Below are 13,748 nucleotides of genomic sequence, written 5' to 3' on the forward strand. Positions count from 1 at the left end.
AGTTTCCTCCCGAGTGAATTGATCCGAAGATCAGGTTGCCGTTCGTCGTCAGACCCAGCGGAACACCGCAAAGGCGTAGACGAGACAGGCGATCAGAGCCCCCCAGAGAGGGGCGCCGAACAGCGCGAGCCAGCCAAGCGAGATGAAGGCCGAGCCCAAAAGGGTGATGAAGAGGCGATCGCCGCGCGTCGTCTCGATGCGCAGCACACCGACACGCGGCGTTTCCGGATAACGGATCGCCAGTGTGGTGAAGACCACCAGAAGCGTGGCAATCGTCACGAAGAAGATCGCAGTCGGTGCAGTCCAGGCCATCCAGTCCATATCTGTTCTCCCTCAGATCAGACGCGGCCCAGGGCAAAGCCCTTGGCGATATAGTTGCGGACGAAATAGATCACGAGCGCACCGGGGATGATGGTCAGCACACCGGCAGCCGCCAGCACGCCCCAGTCCATACCCGAGGCCGAAACCGTTCGGGTCATGGTGGCTGCAATCGGCTTGGCGTTCACAGAAGTCAGCGTCCGCGACAGCAGCAGCTCGACCCAGGAGAACATGAAGCAGAAGAACGCAGCCACGCCGATGCCGCTCGCAATCAGCGGCATGAAGATCTTCACGAAGAAGCGGCCGAACGAGTAGCCGTCGATATAGGCGGTCTCGTCGATTTCCTTCGGCACGCCGCGCATGAAACCTTCCAGGATCCACACCGCCAGCGGCACATTGAACAGGCAATGCGCCAGGGCAACGGCGATATGCGTGTCGAACAGCCCGACCGACGAATAGAGCTGGAAGAAGGGCAGTGCGAACACGGCCGGCGGCGCCATGCGGTTGGTCAGCAGCCAGAAGAACAGGTGCTTGTCGCCAAGGAACGTGTAGCGCGAGAAGGCATAGGCCGCCGGCAGCGCCACGGTGATCGAAATCACCGTATTCATCACCACATAGATCAGCGAGTTAACGTAGCCCATGTACCAGCTCGGATCGGTGAGGATCGTCGCATAGTTGGCGAGCGTCGGATCCTGCGGCCACAGCGAGAAGGTGGACAGGATTTCCGTGTTGGTCTTCAGGCTCATGTTGAAGAGCCAGTAGATCGGCAACAGCAGGAACACCAGGTAGAGGGCCATCACCACGGCATTGGAACTGATACCGATGCGGGCACGGCTCTGGCTGCGGGATGAGGTGGATACGGTCATGGTCGCGGTGCCCATCAGAAGCCCTGCCTTTTGTCGAGGTTGGTCATGACGGTGTAGAACACCCAGGAAATCAGCAGGATCACGAGGAAGTACATGATCGAGAAGGCAGCAGCCGGACCGAGATCGAACTGGCCAAGCGCCATCTTGACGAGATCGATCGACAGGAAGGTCGTCGAGTTGCCCGGTCCGCCACCGGTGACCACGAAGGGCTCGGTGTAGATCATGAAGCTGTCCATGAAGCGCAGCAGAATGGCGATCATCAAGACGCCCTGCATCTTCGGCAGCTCGATGTATCGGAACACGCTCCAGCGGCTGGCCTGGTCGATCTTGGCAGCCTGGTAATAGGCATCCGGGATCGACTGCAGACCGGCATAGGCCAGAAGCGCCACCAGCGAGGTCCAGTGCCACACGTCCATCACGATGACCGTGGCCCAGGCAGCTACGGGATCTTGGGTGTAATTGTAGGAGATCCCGAGCGCATGCAGCGTGGCGCCCAGAAGGCCGATGTCGACGCGGGCAAAGATCTGCCAGATGGTGCCGACAACGTTCCACGGAATAAGCAGCGGCAACGCCATCAGAATGAGGCAGAACGAGGCCCAGAAGCCGCGCTTGGGCATGTTGAGCGCGATGAAGATACCGAGCGGGATCTCGATGGCCAGGATGACTGCGGAGAAGATCAGCTGGCGGCCAAGCGCATCCCAGAGACGCTTGGAATGCAGCATGTCATCGAACCATTCGACACCGGCCCAGAAGAACTGGTTGTTGCCGAACGTATCCTGGACCGAGTAATTCACCACCGTCATCAGCGGGATCACCGCCGAGAAAGCGACGAGCACCAGAACGGGAAGGACCAGGAACCAGGCCTTGTGATTGACTGTCTTTTCCATCAGGCGGCCTCCCCCGAAACGCGCCAGTTGTCGGCATAGACATTGACTTGCGCCGGATCGAACACCACGCGGGTCATGTCAGACGTGATGCTGTCGCTTTCGCCAGCGATGATGTTGATGTCGGACCCGAAGAACTCGGCCCGGACGATCTTGTGCCGTCCCACATCCTCGACGCGGCGCACCTTCACCGGCAGCCCCTCGCTGTCGGACAGGCGGGCAAATTCCGGACGCACGCCGATCTGCACCTTGCCATCGAGCTTCGAATAGCCGTGACCAAGCGGAATGGTGGCACCGTTCACATAAGCCGTCGAACCCTCGACCTGCGCATCCATCAGGTTCATGCCGGGCGAGCCGATGAAGTAACCGACGAAGGTATGCGCCGGGCGCTCGAACAGTTCCTGCGGCGTGCCGATCTGCACCACGCGGCCGTCGTACATCACCACCACCTTGTCGGCGAAGGTCAGCGCTTCGGTCTGGTCGTGCGTCACATAGATCATGGTGTGGCCGAACTCGTGGTGCAGCGATTTCAGCTGCGTCCTGAGTTCCCATTTCATGTGCGGATCGATGACGGTGAGCGGCTCGTCGAACAGCAGCGCATTAACGTCCTCGCGCACCATGCCGCGGCCGAGAGAGATCTTCTGCTTGGCGTCCGCTGTCAGGCCCTGCGCCTTGCGGTCGAGAACGGCGTCCATGCCGATCATATGGGCGATCTTCTGCACCCGGTCCGCAATATAGGCCGCATCTGCGCCGCGGTTCTTCAGCGGAAACGCGAGGTTCCCGCGCACGGTCATCGTGTCGTAGACAACCGGGAACTGAAACACCTGGGCGATGTTGCGCTCTGCGGTCGGCTTCTCAGTCACATCCATGTCGTTGAACAGGATGCGGCCCTGGCTCGGCACCAGCAGACCGGAAATGATGTTGAGCAGCGTAGACTTGCCGCAGCCGGACGAACCGAGCAGCGCATAAGCCTCACCATCATTCCACACGTGGTTCAGTTCCTTGAGAGCAAAGTCGTCTTCGCTCTGCGGGCGCGGATTGTACGAGTGGGCGAGATTGTCGAGCGTGATCTTGGCCATGGGTCCCTCCTCACGCCGCCAGCGCATAGGCGGCCGGAGCCACCAGCGCGCCGTCCTGGCCGAAAATATAGACATGCGACGGGTCGAGATAGAGCTTCAGGGCGGTTCCGAGCATCAGGTCATGCACGCCGTGAATCAGGCCAACCCAGCGTTCGCCGTGATGCTCAAGATGCACGAAGGTCTCTGATCCGGTGATTTCGGTCACCGCAAGCTGCGCGGTGAACTCCATCGCATCCGCGCTATGACGGTGCAGTTCGAGATGGTTCGGGCGGAAGCCGGCGATGTAGCGACCATCATTCAGCTCGGCGAGCTTGCCGGCCGCCGGGATCGACTGGCCGTCCCCGAACATCAGCTTGGCGCCCGCCTTGGCGATCTGCAGGAAGTTCATCGGCGGATCGGAGAACACCCGCGCCGTCGTTGCATCCACCGGCCGGCGATAAACCTCGGGCGTCGGACCGAACTGGGTGATGCGGCCCTGCCAAAGGGTGGCCGCATGGCCGCCCAGCAGCAGCGCTTCTTCCGGTTCCGTTGTCGCGTAGACGAAGATCGAGCCGGAGGCCTCGAAGATCTTCGGGATCTCCACACGCAGTTCTTCGCGCAGCTTGTAGTCGAGATTGGCCAGCGGCTCATCGAGCAGAACCAGGCCGGCATTCTTGACCAGTGCCCGCGCCAGGGCGCAGCGCTGCTGCTGTCCGCCCGAAAGCTCCAGCGGCTTGCGCTTCAGCATCGGCGAAAGCTTCATCAGCTCGGCCGTCTGATGCACGGCCCTGTCGATCTCCGCCGACGATTTGCCCATCAGCCGCAGCGGGCTGGCGATGTTGTCGTAAACGCTCATCGCCGGGTAGTTGATGAACTGCTGGTAGACCATGGCGACAGCACGGTCCTGCACCCGCATGCCGGTCACGTCCTTGCCGTTCCAGAGGATGCGGCCCGTCGTCGGCTTGTCGAGCCCCGCCATCAACCGCATCAGCGATGTTTTGCCAGCCGACGTCGGTCCGAGCAGCACATTCATGCTGCCCTCACGCAAGGTCAGGTCTGTCGGGTGGATATGGGTTGCCCCACCCGCGACCTTGGAGACATTCTCCAGGACCAGGGTCATAATTGTCGTCCTCCCATTCCTGCTACTGCGCCGCGGCCGCCCCGTGCCGGGCCGTGCAGGCGTTCTTTATCCATTGATCCAGCGCGGCCACTTCAGCGACGCTCAGGCGCAGGCCCATTTTCGAGCGACGCCAGACGACGTCCTCGGCGCTGCGCGCATATTCCTTATCGATCAGCCAGTTCACTTCGCGTTCGGTCAGGTTCCAGCCAAACTGTTCACCCAGATCCTCCACCCGGGTTGCACCCTTCACGATCTCCGCGGCCTCGGTACCATAGGCCTTGACCAGACGACGCGCCCAGCGCTCGTCGAGGAACGGATGCGCCGTCCTTAGGTCACGGACCAGTTTCTCGACACCGTCGACGGGGAAGTTTCCACCCGGCAGTGGCACACGGGCCGTCCAGGCGGCACGGGCCTCCGGGAAATACGGCACGATCTTTTCAAGGGCATGTTCGGCGAGCTTGCGATAGGTGGTGATCTTGCCGCCGAACACATTGAGCAGCGGCGCGCCGCCGGTCTCGTCCACCTTCAGCACATAGTCCCGGGTCGCGGCTGTCGCCGACTTGGCACCGTCATTGTAGAGCGGACGCACACCCGAATAGCTCCAGACAATGTCCTCGACAGTGACCGGCTTCTTGAAATAGCCGGAGGCGAACTTCAGCAGATAATCGCGTTCCTTGTCGGTACAGACCGGCTTGATGCCCGGCTCCGGATGATCAGCATCCGTGGTGCCGATCAGGGTGAAGTCGGTCTCATAGGGGATCGCAAAGATGATGCGTCCATCCTCGCCCTGGAAGAAGTAGCACTTGTCGTGATCGTAGAGCTTCTTCGTCACGATGTGACTGCCGCGCACGAGACGCACGCTTTCCTGGGAGTTTGACCGCACGGTGTTGCGGATCACATCGCCGACCCACGGACCGCCGGCGTTGACCAGCATCCGCGCCCGGCGGTGGAACTGCTCACCCGTGTCGCGGTTTTCCAGCAGGATCTGCCACTGCCCGTCGACGCGTTCGGCCGACAGCACCTTGGTGCGCACCATGATCTCGGCGCCCCGGGCGGCCGCATCACGCGCATTGAGCACCACAAGCCGGGAGTCCTCGATCCAGCAATCCGAATACTCATAGGCCTTGGCAAAGCGCTCCTGCAGCGGCGCGCCTTCAGGTCCCCGCTTAAGATCTACGGTCGAGGTGCCTGGCAGCACTTTGCGCCCGCCGAGATTGTCATAGAGGAACAGGCCGAAGCGGATCAGCCAGGCCGGGCGGCGCCCCTTCATCCATGGCATCACGAGGTTCAGCAGCTTCGAGGTCGGTGTCTCGCCTTCGAATCGCATGTCCTTGTGATAGGGCAGGACGAAACGCATCGGCCAGGAGATATGCGGCATCGCCGCCAGCAGGGTCTCGCGCTCGATCAACGCCTCGCGCACCAGCCGCACCTCGAAATATTCGAGATAGCGCAACCCACCGTGAAACAGTTTTGTCGAGGCCGATGAGGTTGCGGAGGCGAGATCATTCATCTCTGCCAGCGACACGCTCAGACCACGCCCGGTCGCGTCACGGGCGATGCCGCAGCCATTGATGCCGCCGCCAATGATGAACAGATCGACCATCTGGTCTTGCTGCAATGCCACGGACACGAACCTCCCGGAACCGGTCTTTTGTGAACACAAACGAACCACAAAACCCCACCCACAGTCAACGAACGATTTTCGTTTGTGTTCGTTTTTGATTCTTCGCGTCAATCCAAACACTTAGCTGAGACAAACCGCCGCAGCCGGCGCTTTCGCGGCCATGTTGCCGGAATTAAACGGCTTTTTGTGCGGTGCGAAATGAAAATTTCGCACCGCGATAGTCAATCACATTTCCGACGCATGTTCGTAAACATGCTAAAAACTTGAAAAAAAGAGCCGAAGCGAACATAGTGCCTGTGACCCAAGGAAACATGACCGTGTCGCAGACCTTCCGCCAGCCAGAGATACTCGAGCTCGCCCGCCAGCAGGGAAAGGTCACCGTCGAGGGACTTGCCGAACATTTCGGCGTCACCGTCCAGACCATCCGCCGCGACCTGTCCGAACTGTCCGACAGCGGCAAGCTGGAACGTGTCCACGGCGGCGCCATTCTGCCGTCCGGTGTCACGAATATCGGCTATGAGGATCGCCGCAGCCTCAATCGCGATGCCAAGACCGCGATCGCGACGCAATGCGCCCGGGCCATTCCAAGCGACGTATCGGTGTTCCTGAACATCGGCACCAGCACCGAGGCCGTCGCCCGCGAGCTGCTGCACCATCGCAACCTGATGGTCGTCACCAACAACATGAATGTCGCCAACATCTTGGTCGGAAACCCGGACTGCCAGGTGATCGTCGCTGGTGGCGCACTGCGGCGAACCGACGGGGGTCTGGTCGGCAACCTGACGACGCGCACCATCGAGCAGTTCAAGTTCGACTTCGCCGTCATCGGCTGCTCTGCTCTTGATGAGGAAGGCGACCTGCTCGACTTCGACATTCAGGAGGTCGGTGTCAGCCAGACCATCATCCGCCAGGCGCGCAAGACCTTCCTCGTCTCCGATCATTCGAAATTCCAGCGCACGGCCCCGGCGCGCATTACCTCGCTGGCGCGCATCGACACCTTCTTCACTGACCACCCGCTCCCCAGCGCCCTCGCCATCCGCTGCGAAGGCTGGGGCACCAAGGTCGTCGTCTGCGGCGAAGGTTGAGGCAGCGCGCCTGCGGCACAGGGCCCATCGGCCAAAAAAACGGCTGACAAGCCGCGTTGACCGGACTACAGCCTGCCGCAGTCATTTCCGTGCCGGAGGCCCTGATGTCCGAGAAGCCGCACACCCTGATCGCTCCCTCCATGCTTGCCAGCGACTTCTCGCGCCTGCGCGACGAGATCCGGGCCGTTGATGCTGCCGGGGCGGACTGGATCCATCTTGATGTCATGGACGGCCATTTCGTGCCCAACATCACCTTCGGGCCGGATGTGATCGCAGCGATGCGGCCGCACACCACCAAGATCTTCGACACACACCTGATGATCGCCCCCTGCGATGCCTATCTCGAGGCCTTCGCCAAGGCCGGGTCCGACATCATCACGGTCCATGCCGAGGCAGGCCCGCATCTCGACCGTTCACTGCAGGCGATCCGGGCTCTTGGCAAAAAGGCGGGTGTCTCGCTCAATCCGAGCACGCCGGAAAGTGTCATCGAATATGTCATCGACCGGCTCGACCTGATCCTTGTCATGACGGTGAACCCTGGCTTCGGCGGCCAGAAGTTCATTCACGCCATGGTCGACAAGGTGGCTCGCATCCGCAAGATGATCGGCGACCGTCCGATTGACATCGAGATCGACGGCGGCGTCACCCCGGAAACCGCGCCGCTTGTGGCTGCAGCTGGCGCAAATGTGCTGGTGGCCGGGTCCGCCGTGTTCAAGGGCGGCACGCCGGAAACCTCCGATGTCTATGCCGCACAGATTGCTGCAATCCGTGAGGCGGCTGACGCCGCCGCCCGGTCGTGAGCGTCTCCATGCGGGCGGTTGTCTTTGATCTGGACGGCACGCTGGTGGACAGCGTTGCTGCCATCGCCGATGTCGGCAACAGCCTGATGCTGGAACTGGGCCTTGCTGCCCTCAGCGTCGAGGAAGCGCGCGGCTACATCGGCAACGGCGCGGCGAAATTCGTGGAGCGGGCGCTTGCCGCCCGCAATGTTGAAACCGACGCGACAGCTCTTGCGCATCACGTCGAACGCTTTGAAGAGATTTACAGCGCAGCACCTGGCTCGGCCAATCCGCCGTTTGCCGGCGCCGAACTGGCGCTCAAGACCTTGAAAGCCGAAGGCGTCCGCATTGGGCTTTGCACCAACAAGCCCGGCATCCCGACCGCCAATCTCCTGGCAGCGCTAGGCTGGAGCGAGCTGTTCGAGGTGGTGATCTCCGGCGACAGTCTGGCCACCCGCAAGCCGGATCCGGCACCACTGATTGAGGCAGCTCGCCGTCTTGGCTCCGACGTCACCGCGCCGGGCTTTGCCTATGTCGGTGACAGCGAGGTCGATGCAGAGACCGCCGAGCGCGCTGGCAGCCGCTTTGCTCTCTTCACCAGAGGCTATCGCAAGCAGCCGGTGGAGGCACTTCCGCATACGATCGCCTTCGACGATCTGGCGGCCCTGCCTGCCCTTCTGGCCGATCTCGCCGCCCGTTGACCGCGCGGCGAGATCTTTTTTAACGCGTCAGTGGGCAACGCCCGATCCGCCGACGCTGACGATGGTGTAGGGCATGCCCTCCACTTTGACCGTGCCGGCTTCCTTCAGCGTGTCGGCGTCGATCTTGCGAATGACGCCCGCGCGCGGGTCGGTCAGCAGCACCGTCTCGCCAGCGATCGCCAGACGCGGCCGCGGGTCAGCCCAGTGACCGTCCATCGAGTAGGCTTCCGTGACAGCCGCGCTCGCTTCAATTTTCGCTTCCAGCATGTTGAAGCGGTGCAAGGTGCCATCCTCCGTCAAGACGAAGGCGTGCTGTGCATGAGCCGGATCGAGGATGAAGTCGACGCGCCGGGACGGCAGCTTGGCATAGGTGAAATGCGGTGCATCAGCCGGATCCACGACCACGAGACCATCCGCACCGTAATTGCCAAGGAAGGCCTGCATCCCCTTTACGCCGAGCAGCGTGCCGGTCTTGCCCTGCGGCAGATCAGACCCGTAAGGAAGCAGCTTGAACTCGGGCTTGGCCCCATCGGCCTTCACCGCCAGCACGCCATCGCCGCAACCTGCCGCCAGATAGGCTCCCGAGAAGGCTTCGCCATGAATGCCCGGGCAGGACGCCAGCTCCGACACCGGCTTTCCAGCCGGATCAAAGGCCTGCAAACCAAGACGTGGCAGATTCTCTGAGCCGGCCGGCTTTTCTGTCGCCGAGACCGTGGAGAGCACATAATCCCCCATCACGGCGACAAAGCCATGGTGCGGCACCGACTGCGGGAAGTCCTTCAGCACCGGATCACCGGCGAGCAGGCCCTTCACATCGGCGAGGGCCGCGCGGCCGTCCTTGTCGAAGTTGATGGCCAGAAGGCCGGAATGCTCGACCACATGCACCGGATAGCCACCGGTCAGCGCCGTCGGCAGCTTGGCCGGATCGCTGATCTCGATATCGGAATGGTCGCCATGGCTCTCGATGACGACCCCCGTCTTCAGGAAGTCGACCCGGTTCTTGTCGCCTTGCACGGCGGCAATGCCCTGGCCGTTGCCGAAGGCGTAGATGCGCGCCGGGCCTTCGACATCGAAGCTCCAGCGTTTGTCCGGCGTATCGAGATCCAGCGCGGTGATCTTGCCCGTCGCATGATCTCCGATGAACACGCGCCAGTGGGTCTTGCTCACCTCGTCAGCAATCGCCGACAGGGAAAAGCCTGCACTCAACACAAGCGCCAGCGCTGTTGATCGCATGAACATTGGAACTCCTATAAATGTTATTACATTACATTTAACTACTAGCGTGCCCTGCAACGGGTTGCAAGCGCGAAACCACAGTTTGAACCGCGCAGGACACACGGGCCGGAGACGGTTTCAACAAACCGTCATCAAGCTGGCTTATGCCGCTCGCATGTCGATCAAACTTGAACAAGTCACGAAAGTTTTCGGCGCGCAGCGCGTGCTCGATGACGTTTCCCTCACCATCGCCGAAGGCGAGTTTTTTGTTGTCCTCGGCCCGTCCGGTTGCGGCAAGTCCACCTTGCTGCGCCTGATCTCAGGTCTCGAACCGCTCGACGGCGGCCGGATCGAGATCAACGGCCGCGAGGTCGCCTCAAGCGACCAGCACCTGCCGCCGGAAGCGCGCGGCGTCGGCGTGGTGTTTCAGTCCTATGCGCTCTGGCCGCATATGAGCGTCGCCAGCAACGTCGCCTTCCCGCTCGAAACGGCAGGCAAGACGAAGGCCGAGATCACCCGGCGCACCGACGAGTGTCTGGCGACAGTCGAACTGACACGCTTTGCCGAGCGCAAACCGGCAGATCTGTCGGGCGGCCAACGCCAACGCGTTGCGCTGGCCCGGTGCCTGGCCCAGGGTGCTTCCACCATCCTGATGGATGAGCCCCTTGCCAATCTCGATCCGCATCTGCGCGGGGCGATGGAGGAAGAACTCTCCGCCTTCCACAAGGCCAGCGGCGCAACGACGCTGTTCATCACCCACGACCAGCGCGAAGCCATGGCCCTGGCAGACCGGATCGCGATCCTGTGGGAAGGCCGGCTGTTGCAGGCAGACGCGCCTGAAGTGATCTACCGCCGCCCGAACAACCGTCAGGTCGCAGGCTTCATCGGCCAGGGAGCCATCGCGACAGTCGCCGTGCTTGGATCTGAAGGGGATCAAGCGCATATCCGGCTCGGCGGCTGCGACTTTACGGTTTCGGCGCTTCCCGGTACGCCGACAGGCACCGCTGCCCTGCTCCTGCGCCCGGAAGATCTAGAAATCGGCGCCGCCGACGCCCGTCTTACAGGACGCGTCGGACGCACGGTCTATCGCGGCGGCTTCCACGAGGCCGAAATCACCTTGCCGGGAAGCGAGACGCCGCTGCTGGCAAGGGTACCGACGAAGCCGCAGGCCGGTGCCGAGATTGGCGTATCCATCCGGTCAGGCTGGGTGCTGCCAGCCTGACCGGATCTCTGCGGATCAGTCCCGCCAGGGAATGCACCAGGCGGGAACCCGGCGAGCCAGGCCGTTCATGGCAACCATCACCAGGACTGTCGCAAGCACCACGACCGTGGACATTGCGGCAGCCAATGTCGTGGATCCTCCATCCTCATAGTTGAAGATCGTCGTGCCGATGGTCTCGGTTCCGGACGACCACAACAGCGCGGAGACCGTCACCTCATTATAGGCGGTGAGGAAAACAAGGATTGCCCCGGAAGCCGCCGCCGGCGCCACCAGCGGCGCAAAGATCCGCCGCAGCCGCGTCAGATAGCCCGCACCCGCGACCCGAGCCGCATCTTCGAGGCTCCTGTCCATCTGCAGATAGGCCGCCGTCACCGGCTTCAGCCCGACCGACAGGAACACCGCCACATAGGCGAGCAGAATGATCCACAGCGTTCCATAGAGCGAGACGCCGATCAGCGGCAGCGGCTTGAGGAAGGCCAGAATGAAGGCAATCGACACCACCAGCCCCGGGACGGCAAAGGCGACATCCGCCTGCGCCGCGGCAAGGCTCGCCGCCTGCCGCTTGCGTCCCTGCCGCAACACGGTCAGATGCCCCAGGCCTATGGCGATCACCGCGATGACCAATGCGGCGACAGCTGCAATGAAGGTCGAGTTGGCGAATGCCCGGAGCGTCACGCTTTGCCGCCACAACACCTCGACGAAATTGTTGAAGGTGATCGTGTCAGCCCCCAGCGCCAGGCCGTAGGTCGGCACCAGGGATGTCGCAACCAGCGCCGTGAAGGGCAGGACCAGTGTCAGGGCAATGAAGCCCCAAAGTCCGATTTCCAGCGGCAAACGCCCCTTGCCCAGCGCATAGGCCAGCGGCGCTTGCGGTAGCCCGATCAGGGTCGAGCGCATCCGCCGCTGCAGCAGCGACTGCACGCCCACCGCGATCAACGTGACAACCGCCAGCACCACCGAAATGACCGCCACATTCGGCAGCACATCCGGCCCGAAGCTGGCCAGCCGCCGCCACATCAACACCGGCAGGGTCGTATAGCGAGCCGGTATTCCGATCATCGCATTGATGCCGAAATTACCAAGCGCGGCCACGAAAGCCAGCATGAAGCCGGCAAGGAGCGACGGTCCGATCAGCGGCAGTGTGATGCGCAGGAGGACGCGCAAGCCACCAGCCCCGCACACCCGCGCCGCATCGGCAAGTTCACGCGGCAAGGATCGAAGCGCTGCGCGCAGGATCAGGAACACCAGCGGCGCATGTTGCAGCGCCAGCAGGCTGACGAGACCCGAGAAGGAATAGATCGCCGGCGTCACGCCCATCTCTGGCGCCAGACCAAGCGGCTTCAGGATCGGACTGCCCGGCCCCATCGCCTGGATCCAGGCAATCGCGATCACATGCGGCGGGATCATCATCGGCAGCAGGAGGCAGAAGACCAGAAGCCCCTTGGCCCGCACATCCGTCAGACCAATCGCCAGTGCCAGCCCCGCGCCCAGACCCGTCGCGATCAGCGCCGACAGGAAACTGCTTTCAAAGGAATTCCAGAGCGCCCGCTGGACCGACTTGTTGCCCATGGCCTCGATCAGCGGCCCGAGATCAAGCCCGCCCGGCCCGGTCACTCCCACCTTGAACAGGAGCACCAGTGGCAGGCCGCAAATCAGCGTCACCACCGCAACGAGAACGGCGAGGGTGATCCCCTCGCCGTCCGGACGTATTCTACGGAAAAATGCGGTCATTGACCTTTAGCCGCCGAAAATTTCCGTGAACTTCGCCTTGTTGGCAGCGTCGCCCTCAAGCGCCTTGGCCGGGTCGAACGGCAGCAGCTTGATGGTGTCGCGGGCGGGGAAGCCAGCCGGCGGGGTTACACCCGGATGCGCCGGCAGGTAGCCCTGCTTGGACGCCAGTTCCTGGCCTTCCGTGGAGATCAGGAAGTCGACAAAGGCCTTGGCGGCCACCGGGTTCTGGGCGGTGGAGAGGATCGCCACCGGCTCGGTCACGGCCGACACGCCTTCTTCCGGGAACACGAATTCCACCGGAGCGCCCTGCGCCTTGCCACGGATCGGCATGTAGTCGACCATGAAGCCATAGAGCTTCTCGCCGCCGGCGATCGCCTTGTAGACGCCGCCATTGCCGCCCTGCGGGTTCGCGCCCTGCTCTGCCAGCTTCTCGTAGTAGGCCCAGCCGAGATCCGGGTTGTTGGTGATGGCAACCATGTGGATGGTCGCAGCGCCCGAGGTCAGCGGCGACGGCATCGCCAGCTTGTCCTTCACTTCAGCCGTCAGCAGATCCTTGTACGAGGTCGGCTTCACCGGGGCATTGGTGTTGTACATGATGCCGGTGGTGATCAGCTTGGTGGAGAAGTAGGTCTTGTCCGTGTCCATGATCGCCGGGTCATAGGCAGACACGTCGGCGCCCTCATGCTTCATGAGACGGCCTTCCTGCTTCAGGCTTTCCATGGTGACGGTGTCAGCGATCAGCAGCAGGTCCGGCTTCGGTGCGCCGGCTTCGATCTCGGCGCGCAGCTTGGCCATCACCTGGGTCGTGCCATCGCGGACCCATTCGACGTCGACGGCCGGATACTTGGCCTTGAATGCGTCTACCGTCTGCTGGGCATCTTCGTTCGGCTGGGAGGTGTAAAGCACCAGCTTGCCGGAAACGTCGGCAGCCTGGACCTGACCGGCGATAAGGAGCGCGGTCGCGGCGATAAGCAGCTTCTTCATGATGGATCCCTGTCAATCGCGCGCCGCCCCTGCGGCGCTGCTAGCCGGGCTCTAGCAGCGTTTGATGACAGTTTTGTTGACCGATTGTTACAGCTTTTCTACACTCATTAGCCGGACAAGCTTTTCGCACGCAGTTTCTTGGGGTTTTTCCGCAGACTAGG

The 13,748-nt window shown here is 62.3% G+C and carries 13 protein-coding genes; 4 read left to right on the forward strand and 9 right to left on the reverse strand.

From position 1 onward, the window contains the following. Positions 1-48: 48 nt before the first annotated feature. The 6 genes from ACTIFE_RS11525 to glpD all read right to left on the reverse strand — a co-directional run bounded on the left by ACTIFE_RS11525 (position 49) and on the right by glpD (position 5,864). Positions 49-321: a DUF2160 domain-containing protein gene (locus ACTIFE_RS11525; RefSeq protein WP_439529299.1), complete on the reverse strand. Its 273-nt coding sequence runs from the start codon at positions 319-321 to the stop codon at positions 49-51. A 17-nt stretch (positions 322-338) separates the two neighbouring features. Beyond that, on the reverse strand, positions 339-1,115 hold the full coding sequence (locus tag ACTIFE_RS11530) for a carbohydrate ABC transporter permease (protein ID WP_439529346.1): 777 nt from the start codon (positions 1,113-1,115) through the stop codon (positions 339-341). A gap of 83 nt (positions 1,116-1,198) precedes the next feature. Then, positions 1,199-2,071 (reverse strand): carbohydrate ABC transporter permease, encoded by an 873-nt coding sequence (locus ACTIFE_RS11535; RefSeq protein WP_439529300.1) that lies wholly within the window; start codon positions 2,069-2,071, stop codon positions 1,199-1,201. After that, entirely contained in the window at positions 2,071-3,147 is a 1,077-nt protein-coding gene (locus ACTIFE_RS11540) for an ABC transporter ATP-binding protein (protein ID WP_439529301.1), read from the reverse strand. Before ACTIFE_RS11540 ends, ACTIFE_RS11535 begins: the two co-directional genes overlap by 1 nt. Before the next feature lie 10 nt (positions 3,148-3,157). Further along, positions 3,158-4,246, reverse strand: a complete 1,089-nt coding sequence (locus ACTIFE_RS11545) for an ABC transporter ATP-binding protein (protein ID WP_439529302.1) — start codon at positions 4,244-4,246, stop codon at positions 3,158-3,160. Positions 4,247-4,268: 22 nt separating this feature from the next. Continuing rightward, a complete protein-coding gene (glpD, locus tag ACTIFE_RS11550) occupies positions 4,269-5,864 on the reverse strand; it encodes a glycerol-3-phosphate dehydrogenase (RefSeq protein WP_439529347.1) in 1,596 nt (531 codons plus the stop codon). A 317-nt stretch (positions 5,865-6,181) separates the two neighbouring features. Here glpD and ACTIFE_RS11555 point away from each other — a divergent pair, with 317 nt between their 5' ends. The 3 genes from ACTIFE_RS11555 to gph all read left to right on the forward strand — a co-directional run bounded on the left by ACTIFE_RS11555 (position 6,182) and on the right by gph (position 8,435). After that, positions 6,182-6,955 (forward strand): DeoR/GlpR family DNA-binding transcription regulator, encoded by a 774-nt coding sequence (locus ACTIFE_RS11555; RefSeq protein ID WP_439529303.1) that lies wholly within the window; start codon positions 6,182-6,184, stop codon positions 6,953-6,955. Between the two features lie 104 nt (positions 6,956-7,059). Beyond that, positions 7,060-7,755 carry a ribulose-phosphate 3-epimerase gene (rpe, locus tag ACTIFE_RS11560; protein WP_439529304.1) on the forward strand — a complete coding sequence of 232 codons (696 nt, stop codon included), beginning with the start codon at positions 7,060-7,062 and terminating at the stop codon, positions 7,753-7,755. 8 nt (positions 7,756-7,763) lie between these two features. Next, positions 7,764-8,435: a phosphoglycolate phosphatase gene (gph, locus tag ACTIFE_RS11565; protein WP_439529305.1), complete on the forward strand. Its 672-nt coding sequence runs from the start codon at positions 7,764-7,766 to the stop codon at positions 8,433-8,435. Positions 8,436-8,462: 27 nt separating this feature from the next. Here the strand turns inward: gph and ACTIFE_RS11570 are convergent, their stop codons facing one another. After that, entirely contained in the window at positions 8,463-9,674 is a 1,212-nt protein-coding gene (locus ACTIFE_RS11570; RefSeq protein ID WP_439529306.1) for a hypothetical protein, read from the reverse strand. Between the two features lie 151 nt (positions 9,675-9,825). Between ACTIFE_RS11570 and ACTIFE_RS11575 the strand changes: the two genes are divergently transcribed. Further along, positions 9,826-10,872 carry an ABC transporter ATP-binding protein gene (locus tag ACTIFE_RS11575; RefSeq protein ID WP_439529307.1) on the forward strand — a complete coding sequence of 349 codons (1,047 nt, stop codon included), beginning with the start codon at positions 9,826-9,828 and terminating at the stop codon, positions 10,870-10,872. Between the two features lie 15 nt (positions 10,873-10,887). On the opposite strand, the gene ACTIFE_RS11580 is transcribed toward ACTIFE_RS11575, so the two are convergent. Together ACTIFE_RS11580 and ACTIFE_RS11585 are read right to left on the reverse strand one after the other, a co-directional pair. After that, the gene (locus tag ACTIFE_RS11580) at positions 10,888-12,603 is read right to left on the reverse strand and encodes an ABC transporter permease (protein WP_439529308.1); all 1,716 of its coding nucleotides are present in this window, start codon (positions 12,601-12,603) and stop codon (positions 10,888-10,890) included. 6 nt (positions 12,604-12,609) lie between these two features. After that, positions 12,610-13,587 carry an ABC transporter substrate-binding protein gene (locus tag ACTIFE_RS11585; RefSeq protein ID WP_439529309.1) on the reverse strand — a complete coding sequence of 326 codons (978 nt, stop codon included), beginning with the start codon at positions 13,585-13,587 and terminating at the stop codon, positions 12,610-12,612. Between the last annotated feature and the right edge of the window lie 161 nt (positions 13,588-13,748).

Origin of the sequence: Pannonibacter sp. (assembly GCF_051860505.1) — a bacterium.
GTDB lineage: Bacteria > Pseudomonadota > Alphaproteobacteria > Rhizobiales > Stappiaceae > Pannonibacter.

Excerpts from the sequence above, each read along its gene's own strand:
- ACTIFE_RS11525 (WP_439529299.1), bottom strand. The coding sequence starts at position 321 with ATGGACTGGATGGCCTGGACTGCACCGACTGCGATCTTCTTCGTGACG.
- ACTIFE_RS11530 (WP_439529346.1), bottom strand. The coding sequence starts at position 1,115 with ATGGCCCTCTACCTGGTGTTCCTGCTGTTGCCGATCTACTGGCTCTTC.
- ACTIFE_RS11535 (WP_439529300.1), bottom strand. The coding sequence starts at position 2,071 with ATGGAAAAGACAGTCAATCACAAGGCCTGGTTCCTGGTCCTTCCCGTT.
- ACTIFE_RS11540 (WP_439529301.1), bottom strand. The coding sequence starts at position 3,147 with ATGGCCAAGATCACGCTCGACAATCTCGCCCACTCGTACAATCCGCGC.
- ACTIFE_RS11545 (WP_439529302.1), bottom strand. The coding sequence starts at position 4,246 with ATGACCCTGGTCCTGGAGAATGTCTCCAAGGTCGCGGGTGGGGCAACC.
- ACTIFE_RS11555 (WP_439529303.1), top strand. The coding sequence starts at position 6,182 with ATGACCGTGTCGCAGACCTTCCGCCAGCCAGAGATACTCGAGCTCGCC.
- rpe (WP_439529304.1), top strand. The coding sequence starts at position 7,060 with ATGTCCGAGAAGCCGCACACCCTGATCGCTCCCTCCATGCTTGCCAGC.
- gph (WP_439529305.1), top strand. The coding sequence starts at position 7,764 with ATGCGGGCGGTTGTCTTTGATCTGGACGGCACGCTGGTGGACAGCGTT.
- ACTIFE_RS11570 (WP_439529306.1), bottom strand. The coding sequence starts at position 9,674 with ATGTTCATGCGATCAACAGCGCTGGCGCTTGTGTTGAGTGCAGGCTTT.
- ACTIFE_RS11575 (WP_439529307.1), top strand. The coding sequence starts at position 9,826 with ATGTCGATCAAACTTGAACAAGTCACGAAAGTTTTCGGCGCGCAGCGC.
- ACTIFE_RS11580 (WP_439529308.1), bottom strand. The coding sequence starts at position 12,603 with ATGACCGCATTTTTCCGTAGAATACGTCCGGACGGCGAGGGGATCACC.
- ACTIFE_RS11585 (WP_439529309.1), bottom strand. The coding sequence starts at position 13,587 with ATGAAGAAGCTGCTTATCGCCGCGACCGCGCTCCTTATCGCCGGTCAG.